This is a genomic window from Gloeocapsopsis sp. IPPAS B-1203, assembly GCF_002749975.1.
In the GTDB taxonomy this organism is placed as follows: Bacteria; Cyanobacteriota; Cyanobacteriia; order Cyanobacteriales; family Chroococcidiopsidaceae; genus Gloeocapsopsis.
In genome coordinates, this window is record NZ_PEIG01000015.1 from 64,752 (window position 1) to 83,056 (window position 18,305).

The 18,305-nt window shown below is 42.0% G+C and carries 17 protein-coding genes; 4 read left to right on the forward strand and 13 right to left on the reverse strand.

Annotation, left to right across the window (positions count from 1 at the left end):
• Positions 1-30 precede the first annotated feature (30 nt).
• Positions 31-879, forward strand: coding sequence for a DUF4158 domain-containing protein (locus CSQ79_RS21935; RefSeq protein WP_099703256.1), 849 nt, complete (start codon positions 31-33; stop codon positions 877-879).
• A gap of 165 nt (positions 880-1,044) precedes the next feature.
• Here CSQ79_RS21935 and CSQ79_RS21940 read toward each other — a convergent pair whose 3' ends face one another.
• From CSQ79_RS21940 to CSQ79_RS21960, 6 genes are all read right to left on the reverse strand, one after another.
• Positions 1,045-2,685: a TonB-dependent receptor plug domain-containing protein gene (locus CSQ79_RS21940; protein ID WP_289501419.1), complete on the reverse strand. Its 1,641-nt coding sequence runs from the start codon at positions 2,683-2,685 to the stop codon at positions 1,045-1,047.
• Positions 2,686-2,703: 18 nt separating this feature from the next.
• Positions 2,704-2,859, reverse strand: coding sequence for a hypothetical protein (locus CSQ79_RS28325; protein ID WP_289501420.1), 156 nt, complete (start codon positions 2,857-2,859; stop codon positions 2,704-2,706).
• 121 nt (positions 2,860-2,980) lie between these two features.
• Entirely contained in the window at positions 2,981-3,892 is a 912-nt protein-coding gene (locus CSQ79_RS21945) for a helix-turn-helix transcriptional regulator (RefSeq protein ID WP_099703258.1), read from the reverse strand.
• A gap of 413 nt (positions 3,893-4,305) precedes the next feature.
• Positions 4,306-5,136 (reverse strand): metal-dependent hydrolase, encoded by an 831-nt coding sequence (locus CSQ79_RS21950; RefSeq protein WP_099703259.1) that lies wholly within the window; start codon positions 5,134-5,136, stop codon positions 4,306-4,308.
• 141 nt (positions 5,137-5,277) lie between these two features.
• Positions 5,278-6,630 carry an MFS transporter gene (locus CSQ79_RS21955; protein WP_099703260.1) on the reverse strand — a complete coding sequence of 451 codons (1,353 nt, stop codon included), beginning with the start codon at positions 6,628-6,630 and terminating at the stop codon, positions 5,278-5,280.
• Between the two features lie 113 nt (positions 6,631-6,743).
• Entirely contained in the window at positions 6,744-7,496 is a 753-nt protein-coding gene (locus CSQ79_RS21960; RefSeq protein ID WP_099703261.1) for a creatininase family protein, read from the reverse strand.
• A gap of 168 nt (positions 7,497-7,664) precedes the next feature.
• Between CSQ79_RS21960 and CSQ79_RS21965 the strand changes: the two genes are divergently transcribed.
• The 3 genes from CSQ79_RS21965 to CSQ79_RS21975 all read left to right on the forward strand — a co-directional run bounded on the left by CSQ79_RS21965 (position 7,665) and on the right by CSQ79_RS21975 (position 10,850).
• The gene (locus CSQ79_RS21965; protein WP_289501421.1) at positions 7,665-8,831 is read left to right on the forward strand and encodes a DapH/DapD/GlmU-related protein; all 1,167 of its coding nucleotides are present in this window, start codon (positions 7,665-7,667) and stop codon (positions 8,829-8,831) included.
• Between the two features lie 191 nt (positions 8,832-9,022).
• Positions 9,023-10,126, forward strand: coding sequence for a DNA cytosine methyltransferase (locus tag CSQ79_RS21970; RefSeq protein ID WP_099703263.1), 1,104 nt, complete (start codon positions 9,023-9,025; stop codon positions 10,124-10,126).
• Positions 10,127-10,148: 22 nt separating this feature from the next.
• On the forward strand, positions 10,149-10,850 hold the full coding sequence (locus tag CSQ79_RS21975; RefSeq protein WP_289501422.1) for an NgoPII family restriction endonuclease: 702 nt from the start codon (positions 10,149-10,151) through the stop codon (positions 10,848-10,850).
• Positions 10,851-11,089: 239 nt separating this feature from the next.
• On the opposite strand, the gene CSQ79_RS21980 is transcribed toward CSQ79_RS21975, so the two are convergent.
• The 7 genes from CSQ79_RS21980 to CSQ79_RS22015 form a co-directional block, all read right to left on the reverse strand.
• Positions 11,090-11,779 carry a class I SAM-dependent DNA methyltransferase gene (locus CSQ79_RS21980; protein ID WP_099703264.1) on the reverse strand — a complete coding sequence of 230 codons (690 nt, stop codon included), beginning with the start codon at positions 11,777-11,779 and terminating at the stop codon, positions 11,090-11,092.
• Positions 11,780-11,953: 174 nt separating this feature from the next.
• Positions 11,954-12,304, reverse strand: coding sequence for a DUF5615 family PIN-like protein (locus CSQ79_RS21985; protein ID WP_099703265.1), 351 nt, complete (start codon positions 12,302-12,304; stop codon positions 11,954-11,956).
• A 580-nt stretch (positions 12,305-12,884) separates the two neighbouring features.
• Positions 12,885-13,868, reverse strand: coding sequence for an ABC transporter substrate-binding protein (locus tag CSQ79_RS21995; protein WP_099703266.1), 984 nt, complete (start codon positions 13,866-13,868; stop codon positions 12,885-12,887).
• A gap of 11 nt (positions 13,869-13,879) precedes the next feature.
• The gene (locus CSQ79_RS22000; protein WP_099703267.1) at positions 13,880-16,366 is read right to left on the reverse strand and encodes a TonB-dependent siderophore receptor; all 2,487 of its coding nucleotides are present in this window, start codon (positions 16,364-16,366) and stop codon (positions 13,880-13,882) included.
• 144 nt (positions 16,367-16,510) lie between these two features.
• Positions 16,511-17,518, reverse strand: coding sequence for a helix-turn-helix transcriptional regulator (locus tag CSQ79_RS22005; protein ID WP_099703268.1), 1,008 nt, complete (start codon positions 17,516-17,518; stop codon positions 16,511-16,513).
• A 173-nt stretch (positions 17,519-17,691) separates the two neighbouring features.
• Positions 17,692-18,057 (reverse strand): type II toxin-antitoxin system RelE/ParE family toxin, encoded by a 366-nt coding sequence (locus tag CSQ79_RS22010; RefSeq protein WP_289501423.1) that lies wholly within the window; start codon positions 18,055-18,057, stop codon positions 17,692-17,694.
• On the reverse strand, positions 18,050-18,301 hold the full coding sequence (locus tag CSQ79_RS22015) for a type II toxin-antitoxin system RelN family antitoxin (protein ID WP_099703269.1): 252 nt from the start codon (positions 18,299-18,301) through the stop codon (positions 18,050-18,052). Before CSQ79_RS22015 ends, CSQ79_RS22010 begins: the two co-directional genes overlap by 8 nt.
• Positions 18,302-18,305: the final 4 nt, after the last annotated feature.

An 18,305-nucleotide genomic window follows, 5' to 3' on the forward strand; every position in this document is an offset into this window, starting at 1 on the left:
TTGCTGTTTTGTGTTGTAAATATCACTGGAATGACCTTAATAGACCGTACAGCTTATCCCAGATTTAAACAATTTCCCGATGCCAAGGAGCTTGCAGAACTTTATACACCAACGCCAGAAGAAATTAAATTAGCAAAGTCTAAAACCAAGAGCCACGAAGGGTTTCTCAGCTTCATTGTCATGTTAAAATCCTTTCAACGGCTTGGTTATTTTCCTCATCCAGAACTGGTTCCCATCGCGGTAAGACGACATCTACGGTCGTGTTTAAATTTACATTCTTGGGTAAAAGCAATCCCAAGAGATCGTCAACGCTACTCCTACCAAAAGACGATTCGGGATTACCTGAAAGTTAAACAGTACGATAAAGCAGGTCAAAGATTAATAGCCGCATTAGTTGCAGAAGCTACTGAGGTAAAAGACCACCCTGCTGATTTAATCAATGTAGCAATTGAAGAATTAGTTAAAGAACGATACGAGTTACCAGCATTTAGCACTCTTGACCGATTAATTCGTCACATTCGTTCAATGGTTAATAATCGCCTGTTTGCACTTTGTTCTGAGGGTCTTTCCATCAATGAGCAGATTTATCTAGACCAATTGCTAGTGGTTACAAATAATGAGGTAGATGAAAATGCCACTCTTAATTTACTGAAATCGCCACCTAAAAGCGCCAAACTTAGTGCGATTAAACTCATACAAAATAAATTTGATATTCTTATGACCTTTGGTGATGCCAAGCGACTGCTGCAAAGTATTGCTATCACCAAAGTTAGACATTTTGCGGCACAGGCTAGGGCTTTGGATATCTTGGAATTTCAATATCAATTTACCCAAACGTCGGACGTTGCTGTTATGTCTATTGTACGAAGCACAGGTTAACACCCGCGATTATCTTGTTGATATGTTTAATAAACATATCCTCAAGATTCAAAATAATGCTAAACAGCGATTGCAGGAATTACGTGACAAACATTTGACGGAAACATCAGAGTTATTGGCTACTTTTGGGCGAGTATTAAAAGCATCTACAAAAGCCAAAGAAACTCAGGATAATGCTGTTTTTGGAGAACAGGTGCAATCAATTCTAGATGAACATGGTGGTACAGAATTGCTGTTACAGTCGGTTCTAGTATTCAAGAAGAAGCGGTCTTGCAGGTCTTCTCGATCAGGAAATGAAGCAAGACCATAGACTGGATCAAAAATGTTGATACTGGGAGCGCCACCAAAATCAAAGTAATTATTGTAGACATTGGTATCTCGATTTAGATCAACCCCGAACAAAAGTGTATGACCGACTGATCCCGTTCTAAACTCACCAGCTAGAGTTGTTTGGAGGGAATAGCTTTCAATGTGAGATTCACTGTCAGTCCAAGTTCTAGCTAATATGCCTGTATTCTCATCAAGGTTATCAGGTTCCACCGCCCTGTAACCTCCATTCGTTGAGGAGAAGCGAAACGCATTGCGAAGTGACCAGTTGTCACTAAAGCGATGCTCCAAACGATAACTGGCACTAAACCCTTCGGCTGTGATGCGATCGTCTGGCTCACCTAGAACACGATCGTAGGGAATATCTGCAATACCAGTCCCGAACGCAAGAATTCCTCGATCGAAGGGTCTAGTATCATTTAAGTATTCAAAGTTAAGAGCAAAGTCGGTGCGATCGCTAATTCGCCAAGCAACAACCGGAGAAACAAAGATCCGCTCAATGTTTTGATCAAAATCACGAAAACTATTTCCATTTTCATATACAGCATTGAGTCGATAGAGCAACGTTCCGTCTGGGTTTAGTGAACCTGACAGATCAATGCTGGGTCGAATCAGACCAAAGTTTCCTCCTTGCAGCTCAATGGAGTAGAAAGGGAACTCTAATGGTTGTTCTGTAATAACGTTAATGACCCCACCAGGTTCAAGTGTGCCGTATAGTACGGAAGCAGGTCCTTTAAGAACCTCGATCCTTTCAACATTAGCAGATTCTATGAAACTGCTTTGGGTGTTATTTCGGAATCCTCTCAAGCCATCTTGTAGAATAACACCTTGCTCAAACCCACGAATAATGAAGGTGTCACGAGTGTTACCAAATGTATTTGCTTCTACGACTCCTGATATATTGCGAACAGCATCTCTCAGTTGAATAACTTGCTGGTCTACCAGGACTTGCTTCGGAATCACCTGGATCGATTGAGGAATATCTCGCAACGGTGTATCAGTTCTGGTTGCTGTTGTCGCATTGTCAGCAGCATATCCCGATTCTTGTTCACCCGTGACTACAACCTGAATCGCATCATTGTCTTCTTCACTAACTTCTGTACCAGGAGAAAGACTTACAATCAAGCCTGGTTCCGCCTGTCTTACTTCAGCAACAGGAGGTGAATTCAATCCTGTAATGGCGATCCGAACCCAGTTTCCTGGCAAAGGGGTGATAGATACTAGGGCAATATCTTCTGATGGATTGGTAGCTTGAAATTCCTCACCGTCTGGTAAGTTCAACACTGCATTAGGGATATCTACAATCAGGGCATTGCCTACAGCGGATGTTGACGGTTGTTCTAGTTCTCCTGTGCTGTCTAAAATGATCTCTATCCCGCTATCGGTAGAATTCAATTGCACGCCTGTAATTTGTACTGCTGTTGAGGAGTGGGCAAGCCAGCTTGCCCACTCCTCAACAGTGAGGGCAGGCTGTTCCACATCACTGAGTTGAGGGATTTAGTCGGCGGGAATCGTTGACAACGCATCAGATTCTGTTGCTTCCAGGTTCGTATCTGCCCGAACTGGTTGTGTCACAAGTAACCAAACAGCTTGGGTTAAGCACCCAATCAAAGCGATCGTCCATATACCATTCCACTGCTGTGGTTGTCTCATACTATTCCCTCACACCTACTCGTTCTATACACTAAGTGAGAAAACTTCTCATAAGAAGAGTCAAACAAAATAATATAAGGTGTGAACTAGTAAATCTTTTTCTAACCGGATCATTCTTTTTCTAGCTGGATCTTTTTTCTGTCATTACTCGATAGGAACGAGGACTCATGCCAAATTTTTTCCGAAATGTAGTACTGAATGATGCAGGACAAGCATAACCAATGGCATAAGCAATTTCGGTTAAGCTGAGTTGAGTCTCTTGTAGCAGGTGTACAGCCCGCTCCATACGGCGTTCGTGCAAATAGCCAAAGACCGTTGTGTCGAACACTTGCCGAAAGCCTACTTTAAGCTTGTAGTCATTCAACCCAACTTGCCGTGCTAGCTCAATTAAAGATGGTGGGTTCTCCAAGCATTGATTCAGTAAATCTTTTGCTTCATAAATACAAGCAATATCCCTTGCTCGAAGACTATTGCACTCCTTGATGTTCTGTTCTGTCAACTGCGCAAACTGCAAGGTGATAATTTCTAAAACCTTACTTTCCAAGTAAAGACGTGTCATCATACCCTGATAAGGGCAACTTAAGATGTGCTGCCAAGCCACTTGCACCACAGCCGTCATCTTACCTACAGAACGGTTGAAATACACTCTTTCGTCGCCCTCGATGAACGCTTTCAGAGCACAGGGAAATGAGTCGATCGACTCCATGCTGAAGGTTCTTAAAAAATCAGGCTCTATATGAATTCTAGTTCTCAGTAGACGCGAGCGAGCAGCATACGTTTCAATCTCTGTAGCTCCATGAACACAGCACAAATATCCTTCACCTGCAACTTCATCAAATACATCGTTTTGAAACACCTCTTGCCGTACTTGATGATTTCCTAATAACTGGAATCCTAATATCAGCTTGCTTCGCTCACAATGTTGCTCCTTCAAACTCCAACTGTATTGATTTTCCTCATCATAGGTACAAATATAAAGTCCAGGACGCAACAGAATCTCTCCAACAGGCTTTACCGAAGGGGGTGTCTCCACTCTACAGTGCTGTCAAATCCATCAGAGTGATAGGCGGCTTCCCCCTTCTTTTGTAGTTCCGCTTTTAATTCACAAAAATCTGTCAGTGTGATGACTCTATCCATCTTTAAATTGGCGATCGCTCACATAGCAGCCTCGGAATTTAACTTCTCACTTTGCTTAATGCAAAATTCTAGCATTAAATTTTATTACTAAACTGAGATAACAACAATTGCTCTATATTTTTTGGCAACACAACCCTTACTTCAAGCAACTTCTCAAGAAACCTCGATAATCTTGTTTGCAACTGCAACTAAATAAGGTAGTTTTTCTCCTATTGATTAGTGAAGACAGTTCTCAAACCAGCGCGAACAGCACCAGCAATATCCCAAGCATGAGCAGCAACCATCCAGGTAGCGCTTGCAGTACTCTGTTTAACTAATCGCCGATGGTGGAAAAATCTGTTCTCCGTAGTAACGGTCATCTCGCTGGGAGGGATGAAATCCAGGTCGGAAGTAGGGAATGATATGTCGCACAGTTCGAGGAATCAAGCAATATTCTGTTAAAAACAACTTGTTCAGATCAGAGAGTGTTTTGAAACTCACAAATCTGGGATCTTGAGTAGCCAAAAGCAGCATTCCAATCACCATAAAACTCACAACGATCGCCATTCCCCATAATCCCCCTAAGACTCTTCGCCAATAAGATCCGTCAACTGTCTCCAACAGGTCGAAGGCAATGTTCTTGTGTTCTAGTTCTTCAGCAGCGTGCCATTCCCAAAGGGCTTTCATTGCTGGGTGGGCTGGCGCTAATATGTTGTGACGAAGGGTAACTTCCGATAGAGATGCTGTGAGATGTTCAAACCCCGCGATCGCTGCCAGTTGAAAAGAGAGTCCCAACTGCGGCATCAGTTGCCCAAAGAACCAGTGGATGAGCTTCAAATAGGTCTCAAAGTGGTAATTTTGATTGCGGAGGATCTCGTTATACTGCTGATGTGCTTGGCTATGGTTGGCTTCCTGCCCGATTAGCCCACTCGCCTGCGATCGCACTGGATCTTGGAGATGCCGGAGTTGACCTTGAACTGCTCGTACCATGTAAGCCTCAAATGCTGGCAAGAACAGATTTGTGCCGTTAAACAACTGGGTTATGATTGAGTTATTTTGAAACCAAAGACGAGGAGTCTGAGAATCAAACTGGAGAGCTATCCGACGGGGGCTAATCTGTTGGGGGTTAAACGGTTTAAGCGAAGTGGAGTTGATAGTCATCTCGATGACGCAGCTAAGAAGCAAAACTGGTTCTGCGAATAATTCTATCCTCCCAGCCTGTCTCAATCGAGCTTGGAAATTGTACTGTAATGCTCTGTTACACCACAGGCAAAATCAAATATGCTACCTCGTGCAATGACACTAACGATGGGTGCGATCGCCCTGCTTAGAATTGAAAAGATGTTGTTCTTGTGGAGTATCGCCCAGCTGATAACCGAGAAATGCTATAACTCCTAGCATTGCCAACAAGCCAGTAACCAAGAAAGCAATTCGTACACCAAGCGGATTAGTTGCTGTATATCCATAGCTCTCAAAAATAAATGGCAGAATTAAAGCCGCCACAGAAGGTCCAACTCCAACTGCTAGCGAAAACGTGCCGTAATAAATTGCTTCTCGACGGTGAGTAGTCAATAATTCGTCATAATCGACCACACTTCCCATCATGGCAAATACAAGCACGAAATATCCCCCTAAAAGCGGTCCAAGCAGCGCCAGCATCAGCAGAGCATGAGCCATCACTCCAATCCCAGGTAGCAGCCCAACGGTAAAGGTGAGGCTGGAAACCACAGCCAAACCCAGCATGGCGAACCTCAGTAACGAGCGGTTAGCATATCGTTGACTCAACCAATTCCATGTAGGTGCAGACACAACCATTGTCAATACCACTACAGCTTGAAAGATACTGACATCAGCTTCACTCCTACCGACTACCAATGTGACAAAGTAGGGCAAATTCGCAAGCAGCATGGAATAAGCAACATGAATGATCAAAGTGGAAGCAAACAAACTTAAAAACTGGCGGTTTTTAAACGTGAGATGCAGACTTGACCACAAGCTCAGCGAACCACCTGTGGAGCGGTGTTTTTCTCGCAATCCAAACAACGTCAACCAAACACTAACTAGCCCTATACCACCGACTACTAAAGCCATTGCTAGAGCACCAGCATGACTAAATAGTGGCGAAGCTAATAACGCCCCAAGCAGTACACCCGTTGTGCCAAAGATATTTTTCCACATACTGAGAGTGACATACTCAGCAGGTACTGCTGCCATTTCTGGCAAGCTACCATCGTAAGGAATGCTGATCAAGCTCAAGCATGTATAAAAAGCAGTTGTCACAAAAAAAAAGTAGATTGCATTCAGTAGACTGGGGCTAGTTACTGGAGGCGTCCAAAGTAAAAGCAGCGCTATGACACAAACTGGAGTAGCAAACATAAGAAAGGGACGACGACGACCCCAACGGCTGTGGTTAACATCACTCCAATAACCAATAAGCGGGTCAATAATGGCATCCCATAATCTACCAACGACTAGCAGTATCCCCGCCAGAGTAACAGATAAATATTGAGTACGTCCTGAGTCGGGTGGTGGCGCGTAAAAGTAGAGCAACCAAGTCGAGACAGTAATACTAATGATGTTAAGACCAGCAGAAGCACAACTGTAGAGTAGGATTTGCCCAAGAGTTAAGGAAGATCTGATTCGAGTTTCTGGCATGAACTAGCCTGAACAAGGAGTTGCTGAAAACAATCTTCTACCTCTCACAAGTATGCCGCAGTAAGAACAAGAGAATATTTACACTACCAAAGGTGAGATAGAATTGTGCGCTTTTATGCGATCGCCTTACCAATAAATTTTAAGTAATTGTTACTCAACTCTTTTACCGCCAAATCATACAACTGTAACCCGTGTTCGGGTGTCGCTAACGCCGGATCGGAACCCATACGTCCATCAGGATAATGCTGGCGAAAGTTAACAGGACCATATATGGGATGTCCTTTACCAACTTCAGCAGATAAAGGCGCGTGTTTGATCGATTCAGGATAAACATATTGAGTCACTGCAACTTCACTTGGAGTAGCGTGCGAACCTTCGCGATCGCCGTATAATTCCTTGGCTAACTGATACACCGAACCGCACATGAACCAGTTACCAATCTGACACTGGACTTGATCGGCGTTGCTTACACCAATTTCTGCAAGATAAGTATAAGTTTCCGCAAACGCAGCTTTGAGTGTGGCAATATTACCACCATGTCCGTTGATAAAGAAAAACTTGGTAAATCCTGCTTTCGCTAAACAAGTAATATAGTCGCGGATGACTAAAATCATCGTACTAGGGCGCAGGCTAATCGTACCAGGAAACGCGGTGTGATGCAGTGCCATACCAACATTGATTGTTGGGCTAACAAGTGCGCCAGTCGTGTCACCAACACCACGCGCGATCGCTTCTGCACAAATTGCATCAGTACCAATTAATCCCGTTGGTCCATGCTGTTCGGTAGAACCGATAGGAAGAATAATTCCCTGAGATTTTTCTAAATACGTTTCGACTTCTAACCAAGTGCTCAAATGGAGTAGCATAATTTCTTGCAGTCAATGAATCTATTTACTTATCGTAAGAAATCATTTGCATACTTTTGTTTTCATTAGAGAAATTAACACCAGCCGAACTCTATAATCCAGCGATGAGTAATGGTAGTTGAATATACCGTTGCTCATTTTGTTCTGAATAACTATTAAAGGTTGATTGTGCGTAGAATTAGAAATCAAGTCAGGGTGGCACTCATTGCACTCATCTTAAGTACCTTAACAATTGGAGGAATAGCATTTTCTGCGGAAACAGAACTGTTTAGCTTAGCCCGCCCAACAACAATTGCGGTAAACTCCAGTTTCTTAAGTCCACTCGATGAATTGTTTGGCGATATTTCTATTGGTAGGGGTGTGTTTATTTCTGGTAATACTGTTATTAGAGCAGATCCTGGTACGAGTATTTGCTTAGAGAGTGAAACTAACCTGCAAGACAACATTCTTTTCTTAGCATTGCGAAATTTGCCATCTCCGCGCTCAACAAGGTGCGGTAGATTGGGAGCTACGGGGATAACAAGTAGTACGGGTGAAAAAGTTAGCATTGCGCATCAAGCCAAGATTGAAAACTCGTATGTTGGTAACTTCACCTTCATCGGTTTTCGAGCATATCTGAATAATGTCGTGCTAGAAGATGGTGCATTTGTCTTACACGGTGCGAGACTCACGAATGTCAAGATTGGTAAAAATCGGCTTGTACCAATCGGCGCAGTGATTACAACTCAAGCGCAAGCAGATGCTTTACCGCTCAAAACTGATGATAATTCTGAGTTTCAGACTGAAGTACTCGAAGTTAATGAGGAATTTGCGGAACACTATAGCGAACTCTACAACAGCGAAGGATTTGATGCGGTTGTTGGCGCGAGTGTAGCACCAAGAACCTCTTGGAACCCCAAACCTGTGAAACCAACTTTAGGGAAAAATGTGCAAATTGCTGAATTTGTGCGGGTGGTAGGCGATGTTAGAATCGGTGATAACAGTACCATCGGTCAACGAACATCAATTCGGGCGGATGAAGGGACTCCGATCGTGATTGGTGATAATGCAGAAATTGAAGATCGCGTCACCTTTCATGCACTCAAAGGTACTAGCATTCGCATTGGTAGAAACTTAGATAGTGATGACAATATTGTCTTTCATGGACCATTGGAAGTTGGTGACAATTTAACTATTGGTGATGATGCGATTTTATTTCGCTCGCAAGTGGGTAACAACGTCACAATTGGTAGTCAGGCGATCGTCGTCGGTGTCACGCTGCGTAACGGCGTGCGCGTTCCTGAAAACGCAGTGATTACAACTCAGCAGCAAGCTGATACTTTAAGACAAGCTTGACGGTAAACAAGGGGAAGTATGCGATCGCTTCTGATGGAGAGAAAAGTGCGATCGTCTGGCTTCCTCTTTGAGTTAAGTACTTAAACGTACAGCATGATTTCTATATTGATAAGATTATGCTGAACAAATCAACATTCAATAGCAATAAAATAAAGAAAAAGACGTAAATATGATGCATTTTCGGTAATTGGATGGAAAAGCTTAATGAGGACACTTTTGTAAGCGGCTGCGCCGACATAAAGAAAGTGTCCAGTGTTGTTTCACTCTTTTCAGGCTGCGGCGGACTTGATTTAGGTTTTTCAAAAGCAGGTTTTAATATCGTATGGGCGAATGAATTTGATAAAGATATCTGGGAAACTTACGAGAAAAATCATGTTAATACTTTTCTTGAAAAAAGGAATATAAAAAACATTTTCTATGCAGACATACCAGATTGTCTTGGTATTATTGGTGGTCCTCCCTGTCAAAGCTGGAGTGAAGCTGGTAATCAAGCAGGGATAAGTGACGAGCGCGGTCAACTCTTTTTAGACTATATTCAGATTCTTAAAGTTAAACAACCTTTATTTTTTTTAGCTGAGAATGTTTCAGGAATGTTGCACAAAAAACATTCTCAAGCCATAACTAATATTCTCAATGCCTTTAAAGAAGCTGGATATAATACTTCTTATAAATTACTGAATGCACTCTATTACAACGTTCCACAAGATCGAAAGCGAGTTATTTTCATCGGCTACCGTTACGATCTAAAAAAGCAGTTCGATTTTAATCGTCTTGTACGTACACTTCCTATACCTACACTCAAGCAAGCTATTTGGAATTTAAAAGATTCAGCTTTACCTGCACAAAATAACACACATCCCCAACTTTGTGCTGTACCAAATCATGAATATATGCAGGGAAGCTTTTCTAGTATTTATATGTCACGAAATCGTGTCCGCCTTTGGAACGAACCATCATTTACAATTCAAGCAGGTGGTCGTCATGCTCCAATTCATCCACAAGCAAATAGAATGATTCATGTTGATAAAGACAAATGGATTTTTGATCCAAACTCACCTTATTCATATAGAAGATTATCTGTGAGAGAGTGTGCGAGAACTCAAACTTTCCCTGACGAATTTATTTTTTACTATAAAAACTTAACTTCTGCCTACAAAATGATTGGTAATGCTGTACCTGTTAATTTTGCTTATGCTGTTGCAAAAGTGATTAAGGATGATTTACAAGAGCCTCAAGAGCAATATCTAGGGCAAACAACCCAAGAGCCACTACAATTAAGTTTAAATCTTGTTTAATCATGCCTTGGAATGTAAAATTATGGGAAACTTTCTCCGAGCTATTTATACAGCTACTCAAAATTCAATGGCTGACATAGCAAGTTTTTATCGTAGTAAAAATAGAATTAACGCTGTTGGTGATGTTTTAGAATATTTTGTTAAAGACATTTTTGCTAATACGTTAAGTGAAACTGATGAAAATAAGAAGAATATAGCATATGAAAAAACTTTTTCGTATTTTGGTAATGCCAACAATCCTCCTGACTTAATGTTGATTAATGGAGGAGATGCAATAGAAGTTAAAAAGATTGAATCAGAAAATAGCCAAATTGCTTTAAATAGTTCTTATCCCTCAGCAAAACTGTTTGCTGATGGCCCAATGATTACAGCTAATTGCCGTAATTGCGAGAGTTGGTACGAAAGGGATTTAATATATGCTATTGGTTCAATAAAAAAGAATAAGCTATCACTACTGTGGTTCATCTATGGTGACTGTTATGCAGCAAGTAGAGAAGTTTACGAGAGAATAAGAACTATTATTGCTGATGGGGTCGTTGCAATTCCAGGAGTTGAGTTTAGTAAAACAAAAGAATTAGGACGAGTTAATAAGGTAGATCCTTTAGGTATTACCCATTTAAGAATAAGAGGTATGTGGAATATAGAACACCCAAATAAGGCTTATCGTTATCTTAATATCGATTATCAAGCGAATAAAACATTGAGATTGTTCGCTCTTATTTGAGAAACTAAGTATTATTCTTTTGCCTTGGAAGATAGAGAAAGACTTGAAACGTCAATCAATTCTAATTTAAGTATTAAAAGTGTCCAAATTAAATCACCTGATAATCCTGTTAAGCAAGTTCCAGCTAAATTAATTAGCTATCAGATTTAAAATATAATTACCGACAAAATCTGCAAGCTAGAATAGTAGATTCAGCAAATTATTTAAGTTAGTTTTGATTTCAAGTGAAATGTTGCGTTTTATCTTTTTTGACCTTCAGCGTAAATAAAATAATTATTTGTTTGCTTTACATTTGCCTGAAAGCCAGCTTGAGTTAATTTCTGTAATAAATTATCTGGTCGATAATAAATTTTAAATATTTTATATTTTTGACCATCATTTAGCTTACGCTGTTGATAAATCTCGTTTTCATTTTCAAAACGATGATCTTTAGCTGTTGAAGTAGAATCAAAGCGAGAATCAATAATAAAGACTTTTCCACCAGGACGTACAGCACGATAAACCTTGAGCAAAAACTCATCAACTTGCGTGGGAGGAACGTGCGATAGCCAGAAAGAAAAGAAGACTAAATCATATTGTGTATTTGGTCGCCAAGAAAATAGATCGAATTGATGATAATCAACCTTATTTATACTCTTTAGTTTTTCTTTATTAATCGCAATCATTTCAGCAGAAGCATCAATTGCTGTAACTTGATCGCCTAGCTTGAGTAATTCTTGTGTCCAGATTCCTGTACCGCAGGCTAATTCTAAAATTGATTCAACTTTGCCTACTTGCTGCAATGCATTTTTTAAAACAGCAACTTCGTCAAACCAACGTTGATTCAGTTCCCAGCCGCGATCATAACGACCAATGCGATAAAACCATTCATCATATTCTTTAGCTCTAGCATCATAGTAAGAGATTTGTTCTTGAATTTCTTTAGTCATATTGAAAGCAAGTGAATTGCCTAAAATATTAACTCTTGATCAGAACTAAAATTTACAATCGTTGTCAATGGACGCTCTCAAACACCTAAACCGCGTACGGTAACTTTACCAAATGAATAGATAAAATGCGATCGCACTCAGTGATTTGGTAGCAGTAAATGCCTCGATCTCAAACTAAAACGGTAAAAAGATAATTCGGTTTGTCCACTCGTCTGTGGTGGATGCAGCCCAAATTAGGATCAAAGAGTCAATGACTTCCGAAATCAAGATCGTTTTAGGCACAATTAAAACTCCTGGGCTGGTTTGAGTGGTGATAAAATCAGCGAAATGCAGCGGCATCGTTCGTTGATCGTGGGATATCAAAATTCGTCCTTGTTTGGCAGCGATTGCCAACACCTCTTGATCGGGGAGTCCTTCTAACTTGGCAACTAAAGCAGTTTGAAAATCGATCGATGGTTCTTGTCTCAAAACACCCACAACAATATTATGATTGAGATCCGCATCAGCTTGAAAGCGAATCGTCATCGGCTTTTGGTAGCAAATGAGAGCTTTTTGTACAGTTGAGAGTTTTCCTCTAAAGAAGCTTGACGGAGTTGATGAAGCTTTGCCTCTCCCTCTCTTAAGTAAGCGTCTATCACTTCTTGATTGGATAGATAAAACGCGATTATGCTCTGCATACGCTGCGCGAACGCACCATAAACTTGTTCAAGCGTTAGCGTCGGAAAACTTTGCACAATCTGCTCAGGTAGTTCACCTCGAACAAACGAGTTAAACGATCGAATCTAAAGAAACTCGACTACCAGAAAGCCAATAGCCTGCTTCACGTTGTTCAACGTACTGTTTAGACAAAATAACTGCTGTCATACTGATAAACTTTCATCAATTGATGTTAAGACTAAGTTAGTCATATTCTATCTGTGGAATCCGATGACAGTGCAAATGCCGCTTGTCTACAAGGTACTCAAAGGTCGTTATCTGATTGGTGTTGTTCGCTGGATAATGTGTTGAGTTGTTTGAGTAAACAAGTGCTATCAGCAGGTTGATTTTTAAGGCGTTCAAAGTGATGGCAGGATTAGCATATGAAAAGGGTGACTTTGAATATGGCTTAAGGTGTGTTGACGAGATAGTTAAACAAGTCATCGATGATCGCATTAATTGCCAAAATATCTGATTCGTGCCAATGTTCGCCGACTAAATAAACTTGATTACGTTGAACAACGTTGAGTTGTTGCCATAAGGGTTTTTGTTTCAAATTCTTCAATTTTGTTTGATCAAAATCCAAAGGTACAAGAAACAGAACATCGCCATCAATATCAGGAATAGTTTCTTCCGAAATATTTTCTATATAGAACAAATCTCCCGTTTGCGATCGCGGACGTTGCAATCCAACATCTTTAAGAACCGTTCCCGAATAATGCTTTTCTCCGTATGCTGTAAATCGACTGTCTTCAGTTATATCAGCAACCGATACCTTAAGAGTGCGGCGGCGATTCTCCTTCGGAGAGGCTGTGCCAACGCCCAAAGCTTGTTTGAGCGCCTCAATCCGCTGCGAATAATCATTCATCAATTGCTGACTAACGTCTTCTTTACCTAATACCTGCGCCAGTTCTTCTAGTTGCTTCTTCCAACCGAGCGGAGGCCAAGGATAGTCCAATACAACTGTAGGCGCAATTTGTGACAACTGTCCATAAATAGCTTCCATGTAGGAGTTAGATAAAATTAAGTCAGGCTTAAGTTGCAAAATCTTTTCTAACTCAGGAGAATCATAGCTACCAACAGACTGTACTTGAGTCACTTTACCTTGAAGATATTGAGGAAGTGGAGCGCCGATTTCATCAGCCGATCCAATAGGTTTGATTCCCAATACCCAGCTATTGACGAAAGTATCAGGTCTCAGCGTCACAACTCGCTGAGGATTGCGGGGAATGCAAGTTTCACCCATCGTGTGTTTCACAACGCGGCAATTCTCCGTTTGCGGCTGATAATTTGTTCCGCGAGTATTGTTAACGTTGTTGCAAGCGACCAGTAGTGATGCGGTGCAAACTCCCAAAAGCAGTAGATAGATGAAGCGACGTAGAGAGATTTTCATAAGTTAATTACTCAAAACTCCCATGAAATCGTTCCCTGCACCGTAAACGGTTCCGCTGGAAAAACGTTCAAATCATCATAAGCCGATTCAAAATAAGCCACATTGAACAAATTCCGAAAGTTCAGTGCTGCCCTAAACTGTCCGCGATTATAGAAAATAGCTGCATCTGTACGAAAATAGCTTGGTAAGATAAACGAATTGTCTAAGTCGCCTTGGCGATCGCCCACAAAGAAAAACCCTACTCCCAAACCTAGTCCTTGCAATTCACCTTGTTGCAATTCGTAGCTTGTCCATAAATTAAAGCTATGTTCTGGCACATTATTCAAACGATTACCAACTTCAAATGTGTTGTCTTCTGTAATCCGCGCATCGGTATAAGCATAGCCTGCAATCATGTTCCATCCAGGAAGAATTTCGCCTGCAACGTTCAATTCAATCCCACGACTATTTTGTTCGCCTGTTTGAATCGAAAACCCTGGACTGCTTAGATCGTCAGTCGTGACATTGGATCGAGTCAGATCGTAAAGCGCAACCGTTGCAGAAATTCTATCGTTAATATCTGCTTTAACCCCAATCTCATACTGCGTACCGCGTTCTGGCTGAAATTGCTCGCCATCAACAGATCTACCAATGCTTGGCGCAAATGAGCGACTATAGCTGGCATAGAGTGAAATCGGCTCAATTGGCTGATAGACAATGCCCACACGCGGACTAAAGGCATTTCCAGATTGAAATTCTTCGGTATCGTTGAGGAAATCTCTGTTTGTCTGCTCAAAAGCATCAAATCGTCCGCCCACCAATAACTTGAGATTTTCCGTTAATGTCACCTGATTTTGAACATAAATACCCAAAGAATCCGTCAAGCCAGCACTATCACTTTCTTCTAAGATTGCACCATTGGCTGATAATCCATAAACTGGATTGAACAGATCAAGCGGTGCTGCTTCTCGGTACTGCGCCTTATACAGATAGTTATCAAGTCGGCTTAGGTCAACTCCAAACAAAAGTTGATGCTGAATGGAACCTGTTGAGAAGTTCCCGACAATATTTGTCGTGAGTTCATAAGCTCTTGCTTTATAATCCTGGTCTCCAGTGCCGCGCTGTATCGTGCGTTGATCGGGATCGAGTTCTCTATTAAAATATGTGCTTCTCCCTCGGTTATAAAAATGCCCATAGTAAAAGGCATTGCGCAATAACCAGTTTTCATTGACTCGATGCTCTAAGTTATACCCAACTCTAAAAACTTCTGGACCGTAGAAGGTGTTTTCTTCTCCACTGTTGCGGTTACGTGGTATCTCGCCGTTGACGTTCGGTAATACAGTGCCAATTGCCGGAAGCGCATTATCATCGTTTTGATTGACTTTGTTATATTCTGCATCGAGTGTCAGCGTTGTGTTTCTTCCCAGGTCAAAACTGAATGCAGACGATAAAAACGGATTCTCTCGATTTAAAAAATCAACAAAACTATCTGCATTCTCATAAGATGCGTTTAATCGATATCGGATTGTGCTTTCATCATTGAGTGGACCTGTTAAATCAATCGCGCCTCGGTAGAAGTTATAGCTACCGATTGTGGCTTCAACCGAGTAAAAGGGTTCAGCAAGCGGCTGCTTAGTCACGATGTTAATTGTACCGCCAGGATTACCCCTACCAAACAGAACAGAAGCAGGACCTCTGAGAACTTCGATTCGTTCGATGTTAGCGAAATTTCCTGATACACCACCCCCAAATGAATAATTAAATCCATTCCTGGTGAAATTACCCGTACTGTCGGCAGCTTCAAATCCTCGAATTGTAAATGTGGCAAATTGATTATAGTAACTTGGTGCGGTTTGAATCACCCCAGGGGCATTTCGCAGTGCTTCATTTAAGGTTGTCACTTGCTGTTCTTCTAGCACCTGCTGCGGAATTACCTGAATCGATTGAGGTATATCACGTAAAGGTGTATCGGTTCTGGTTCCCACACTGGCATCGGGGACACGATAACCTTCCTCTTGTTCACCTGTCACTAAAATTTCAATTGCATCGTCTTCTGCTGTATCAGCCTCACCCAACGTCACCGCCAACACCAATCCTGGCGTAAGCGATCGCACTTCCACAGCAGGTGGCGCATCGGTTCCTGTAATCGCTACTTGCACTTGACTATCTGGCAAACTTGTCACGCGCACCAACGCAATGCCCTCAATTGGATCTATTTGCGAAAACTCTTCGACCGCCGCATTCGGAATCTCTGCAATTAGAGTGTTGCCGACGATTCGAGTTTCAGGGACTTCTAGAGCGCTTGCTGTTTCTAGCACCACTTGCAAGCCCGCCTCGGTCGTCTCTACCCGTACTCCAGTAATTTGCACCGGCGAGGCTTCGACAGTAGTTGCAGGTTGTTCTTCACTTAACTGTGGTACTTCCTGCGCCCTGGCTGGTATCTCTACATTGATTGCAGCACCCAACAAGCTTAGTGCCAATACGCATTGAACCGTTACCCAAACCTGACTCATCGCCATATTCGTCCTCACCCAGTTCACTCGGCTCTCTCAATTGCAAAGAGTTCTTATTTATGTAGAACTGAGTGTAAGCAGAAGGCGATCGCCAAATCTACTCCAAACCTACACCATCACCCCAAGATTCTATTTTCAAGATTTTTTGATTCAGAAAGCAATTTTTCTACCACGGATGCAATCGCTGGGAGTGATCCCAAAGTGACGCTTAAACGCTGCGGCAAACTGAGCAGGGTTTGCATAGCCGACACGATTTGCCACTTCAGCTACTGTAGAGTAAGGTTCCCGTAACAAGCGTTCAGCCTGTTTCATCCGCTGCTGAGTGAGATAAGCAAAGGGCGTGAGTCCAAACAGCGAGCGAAACCCTTTATGCAGCGTACAATGACCAACTCCTACTTGCTGCGCGAGTTCGATTTGTGAAGGGGGATGTTCTAGATGCGATCGCAAAATTTCTGCCGCATGATAAATTCGGGCGATCGTGCTGGGTTTGAGGGCTGATGCTGTCTGTTGCTGGTGCAACCTCCCCATAGCGGAAGTGTCCACAACGCCTTCTAGCTGAAGTGCCATCAACTCAAACACTTTACCCTGCAAATACACCCGCTTGGTTGTTCCCAAAAATGGACAGTCGATGATCTGCTGTACGACTAATCGCATTGCTTCGGTTGTTTTCGGCGAAAATACTTGTTGCCAATCGTCTCCTCGCACCAATGGTTTTAATTCGGCGGGGAGTTCTCCTGTCGGTGCTGCAAAAAATTGCCTCAACAAGTACGGCTGCATATGAATTCCGACTCCAATATTGGGTTGCGATCGCGGCGTGAAGACCGTTAGGCGGCGTTGAATGCCACTACCGCCAATGTAGCTGCGCTTGGCATCGATTAACACATGATCGCTACTATCTTCCACTCCTGATAACTGCACTTTGAACTGCACTAAATGCTGATTTTCTATCTCTCGAACTGTTAGATCTTTATAGGTTTCATGAAAAATACACAGTTCTAAATCAGGATATAGCTCCATTACTTGAGCGTAGCCACTACCCAACTGCAACGGCACAGTATGAATCGTTTCTAGACCATCAATCGAGGTAGCGGGAGGACAATCTTGCTTAGCTTCCGTTAAGATTTCATCTACCTGCTGTGCAGTGAGGTCGAGGCTCATCGGAGACGAGGAGATTACAGGATATTTTAATGATAATTAATTCTAATAATCTCAGCTTGCTGATGAGAAGTCAACACTAATTTGTAATTTGTAATTAGAGAAATTTTAGATATGGGGAGTTAGCGATCTCTTCACTCGGCAGCTACAGTGTAAGCGTTTACACAGTCAATGTCCTAATCATTTTTACATTCTTGGTATGACTCAATTAGCTGTTGAATTTCTTCGGCAGTAATAGTGGCTTGTTCAGATTTGGCATAAATTAGGTGGAGAATGACACTCGCAGGAGATTCGATTTGATAAATTAGACGATAACCACCACTTTTACCGGATTGAGCATCACTATTTCTAGCACGAACTTTATAGACAGTGTACTTTGTCCCTGAAACTTGTTCGCCGATGAAATTAGCCAGATGCAAATTGTCCAAGACAGGTTGAATATCTGTTTGGATTCGACGGTAGCGTTTGGCGAGTCCTTTAAGACGACGTTTGAACAGACTCGTGAATGTAAGTTGTACCAGAGATTCAAGAGAATCAGACATCAATGCCATGCCAAAGTTCAGAAATGGGGAAGGTTTCTCCAGCTTCGGCTTGACGGAATGACTCTTTTAAGTCAGCTAAAATTTGAGCTTTGGAGTCTGTCTGTGGGTCAAAGTCTGAATCAACATCCTCATCAAGTAAGGTGATTCGCACAAGAACTTTGACGTGCTTACTGAAGTTAAGCGGTTGCAGCAGCAGCAATTGTCCTTGCTCGTCGATTGTGCCGATTACCTCAATTTCTTGCATTGTA

Excerpts from the sequence above, each read along its gene's own strand:
- CSQ79_RS22010 (WP_289501423.1), bottom strand. The coding sequence starts at position 18,057 with ATGTCTGATTCTCTTGAATCTCTGGTACAACTTACATTCACGAGTCTG.
- CSQ79_RS21935 (WP_099703256.1), top strand. The coding sequence starts at position 31 with ATGACCTTAATAGACCGTACAGCTTATCCCAGATTTAAACAATTTCCC.
- CSQ79_RS21985 (WP_099703265.1), bottom strand. The coding sequence starts at position 12,304 with ATGACGATTCGCTTTCAAGCTGATGCGGATCTCAATCATAATATTGTT.
- CSQ79_RS21975 (WP_289501422.1), top strand. The coding sequence starts at position 10,149 with ATGGGAAACTTTCTCCGAGCTATTTATACAGCTACTCAAAATTCAATG.
- CSQ79_RS21980 (WP_099703264.1), bottom strand. The coding sequence starts at position 11,779 with ATGACTAAAGAAATTCAAGAACAAATCTCTTACTATGATGCTAGAGCT.
- CSQ79_RS21970 (WP_099703263.1), top strand. The coding sequence starts at position 9,023 with ATGGAAAAGCTTAATGAGGACACTTTTGTAAGCGGCTGCGCCGACATA.
- CSQ79_RS21950 (WP_099703259.1), bottom strand. The coding sequence starts at position 5,136 with ATGACTATCAACTCCACTTCGCTTAAACCGTTTAACCCCCAACAGATT.
- CSQ79_RS22000 (WP_099703267.1), bottom strand. The coding sequence starts at position 16,366 with ATGGCGATGAGTCAGGTTTGGGTAACGGTTCAATGCGTATTGGCACTA.
- CSQ79_RS21995 (WP_099703266.1), bottom strand. The coding sequence starts at position 13,868 with ATGAAAATCTCTCTACGTCGCTTCATCTATCTACTGCTTTTGGGAGTT.
- CSQ79_RS21955 (WP_099703260.1), bottom strand. The coding sequence starts at position 6,630 with ATGCCAGAAACTCGAATCAGATCTTCCTTAACTCTTGGGCAAATCCTA.
- CSQ79_RS22005 (WP_099703268.1), bottom strand. The coding sequence starts at position 17,518 with ATGAGCCTCGACCTCACTGCACAGCAGGTAGATGAAATCTTAACGGAA.
- CSQ79_RS21960 (WP_099703261.1), bottom strand. The coding sequence starts at position 7,496 with ATGCTACTCCATTTGAGCACTTGGTTAGAAGTCGAAACGTATTTAGAA.
- CSQ79_RS28325 (WP_289501420.1), bottom strand. The coding sequence starts at position 2,859 with ATGAGACAACCACAGCAGTGGAATGGTATATGGACGATCGCTTTGATT.
- CSQ79_RS22015 (WP_099703269.1), bottom strand. The coding sequence starts at position 18,301 with ATGCAAGAAATTGAGGTAATCGGCACAATCGACGAGCAAGGACAATTG.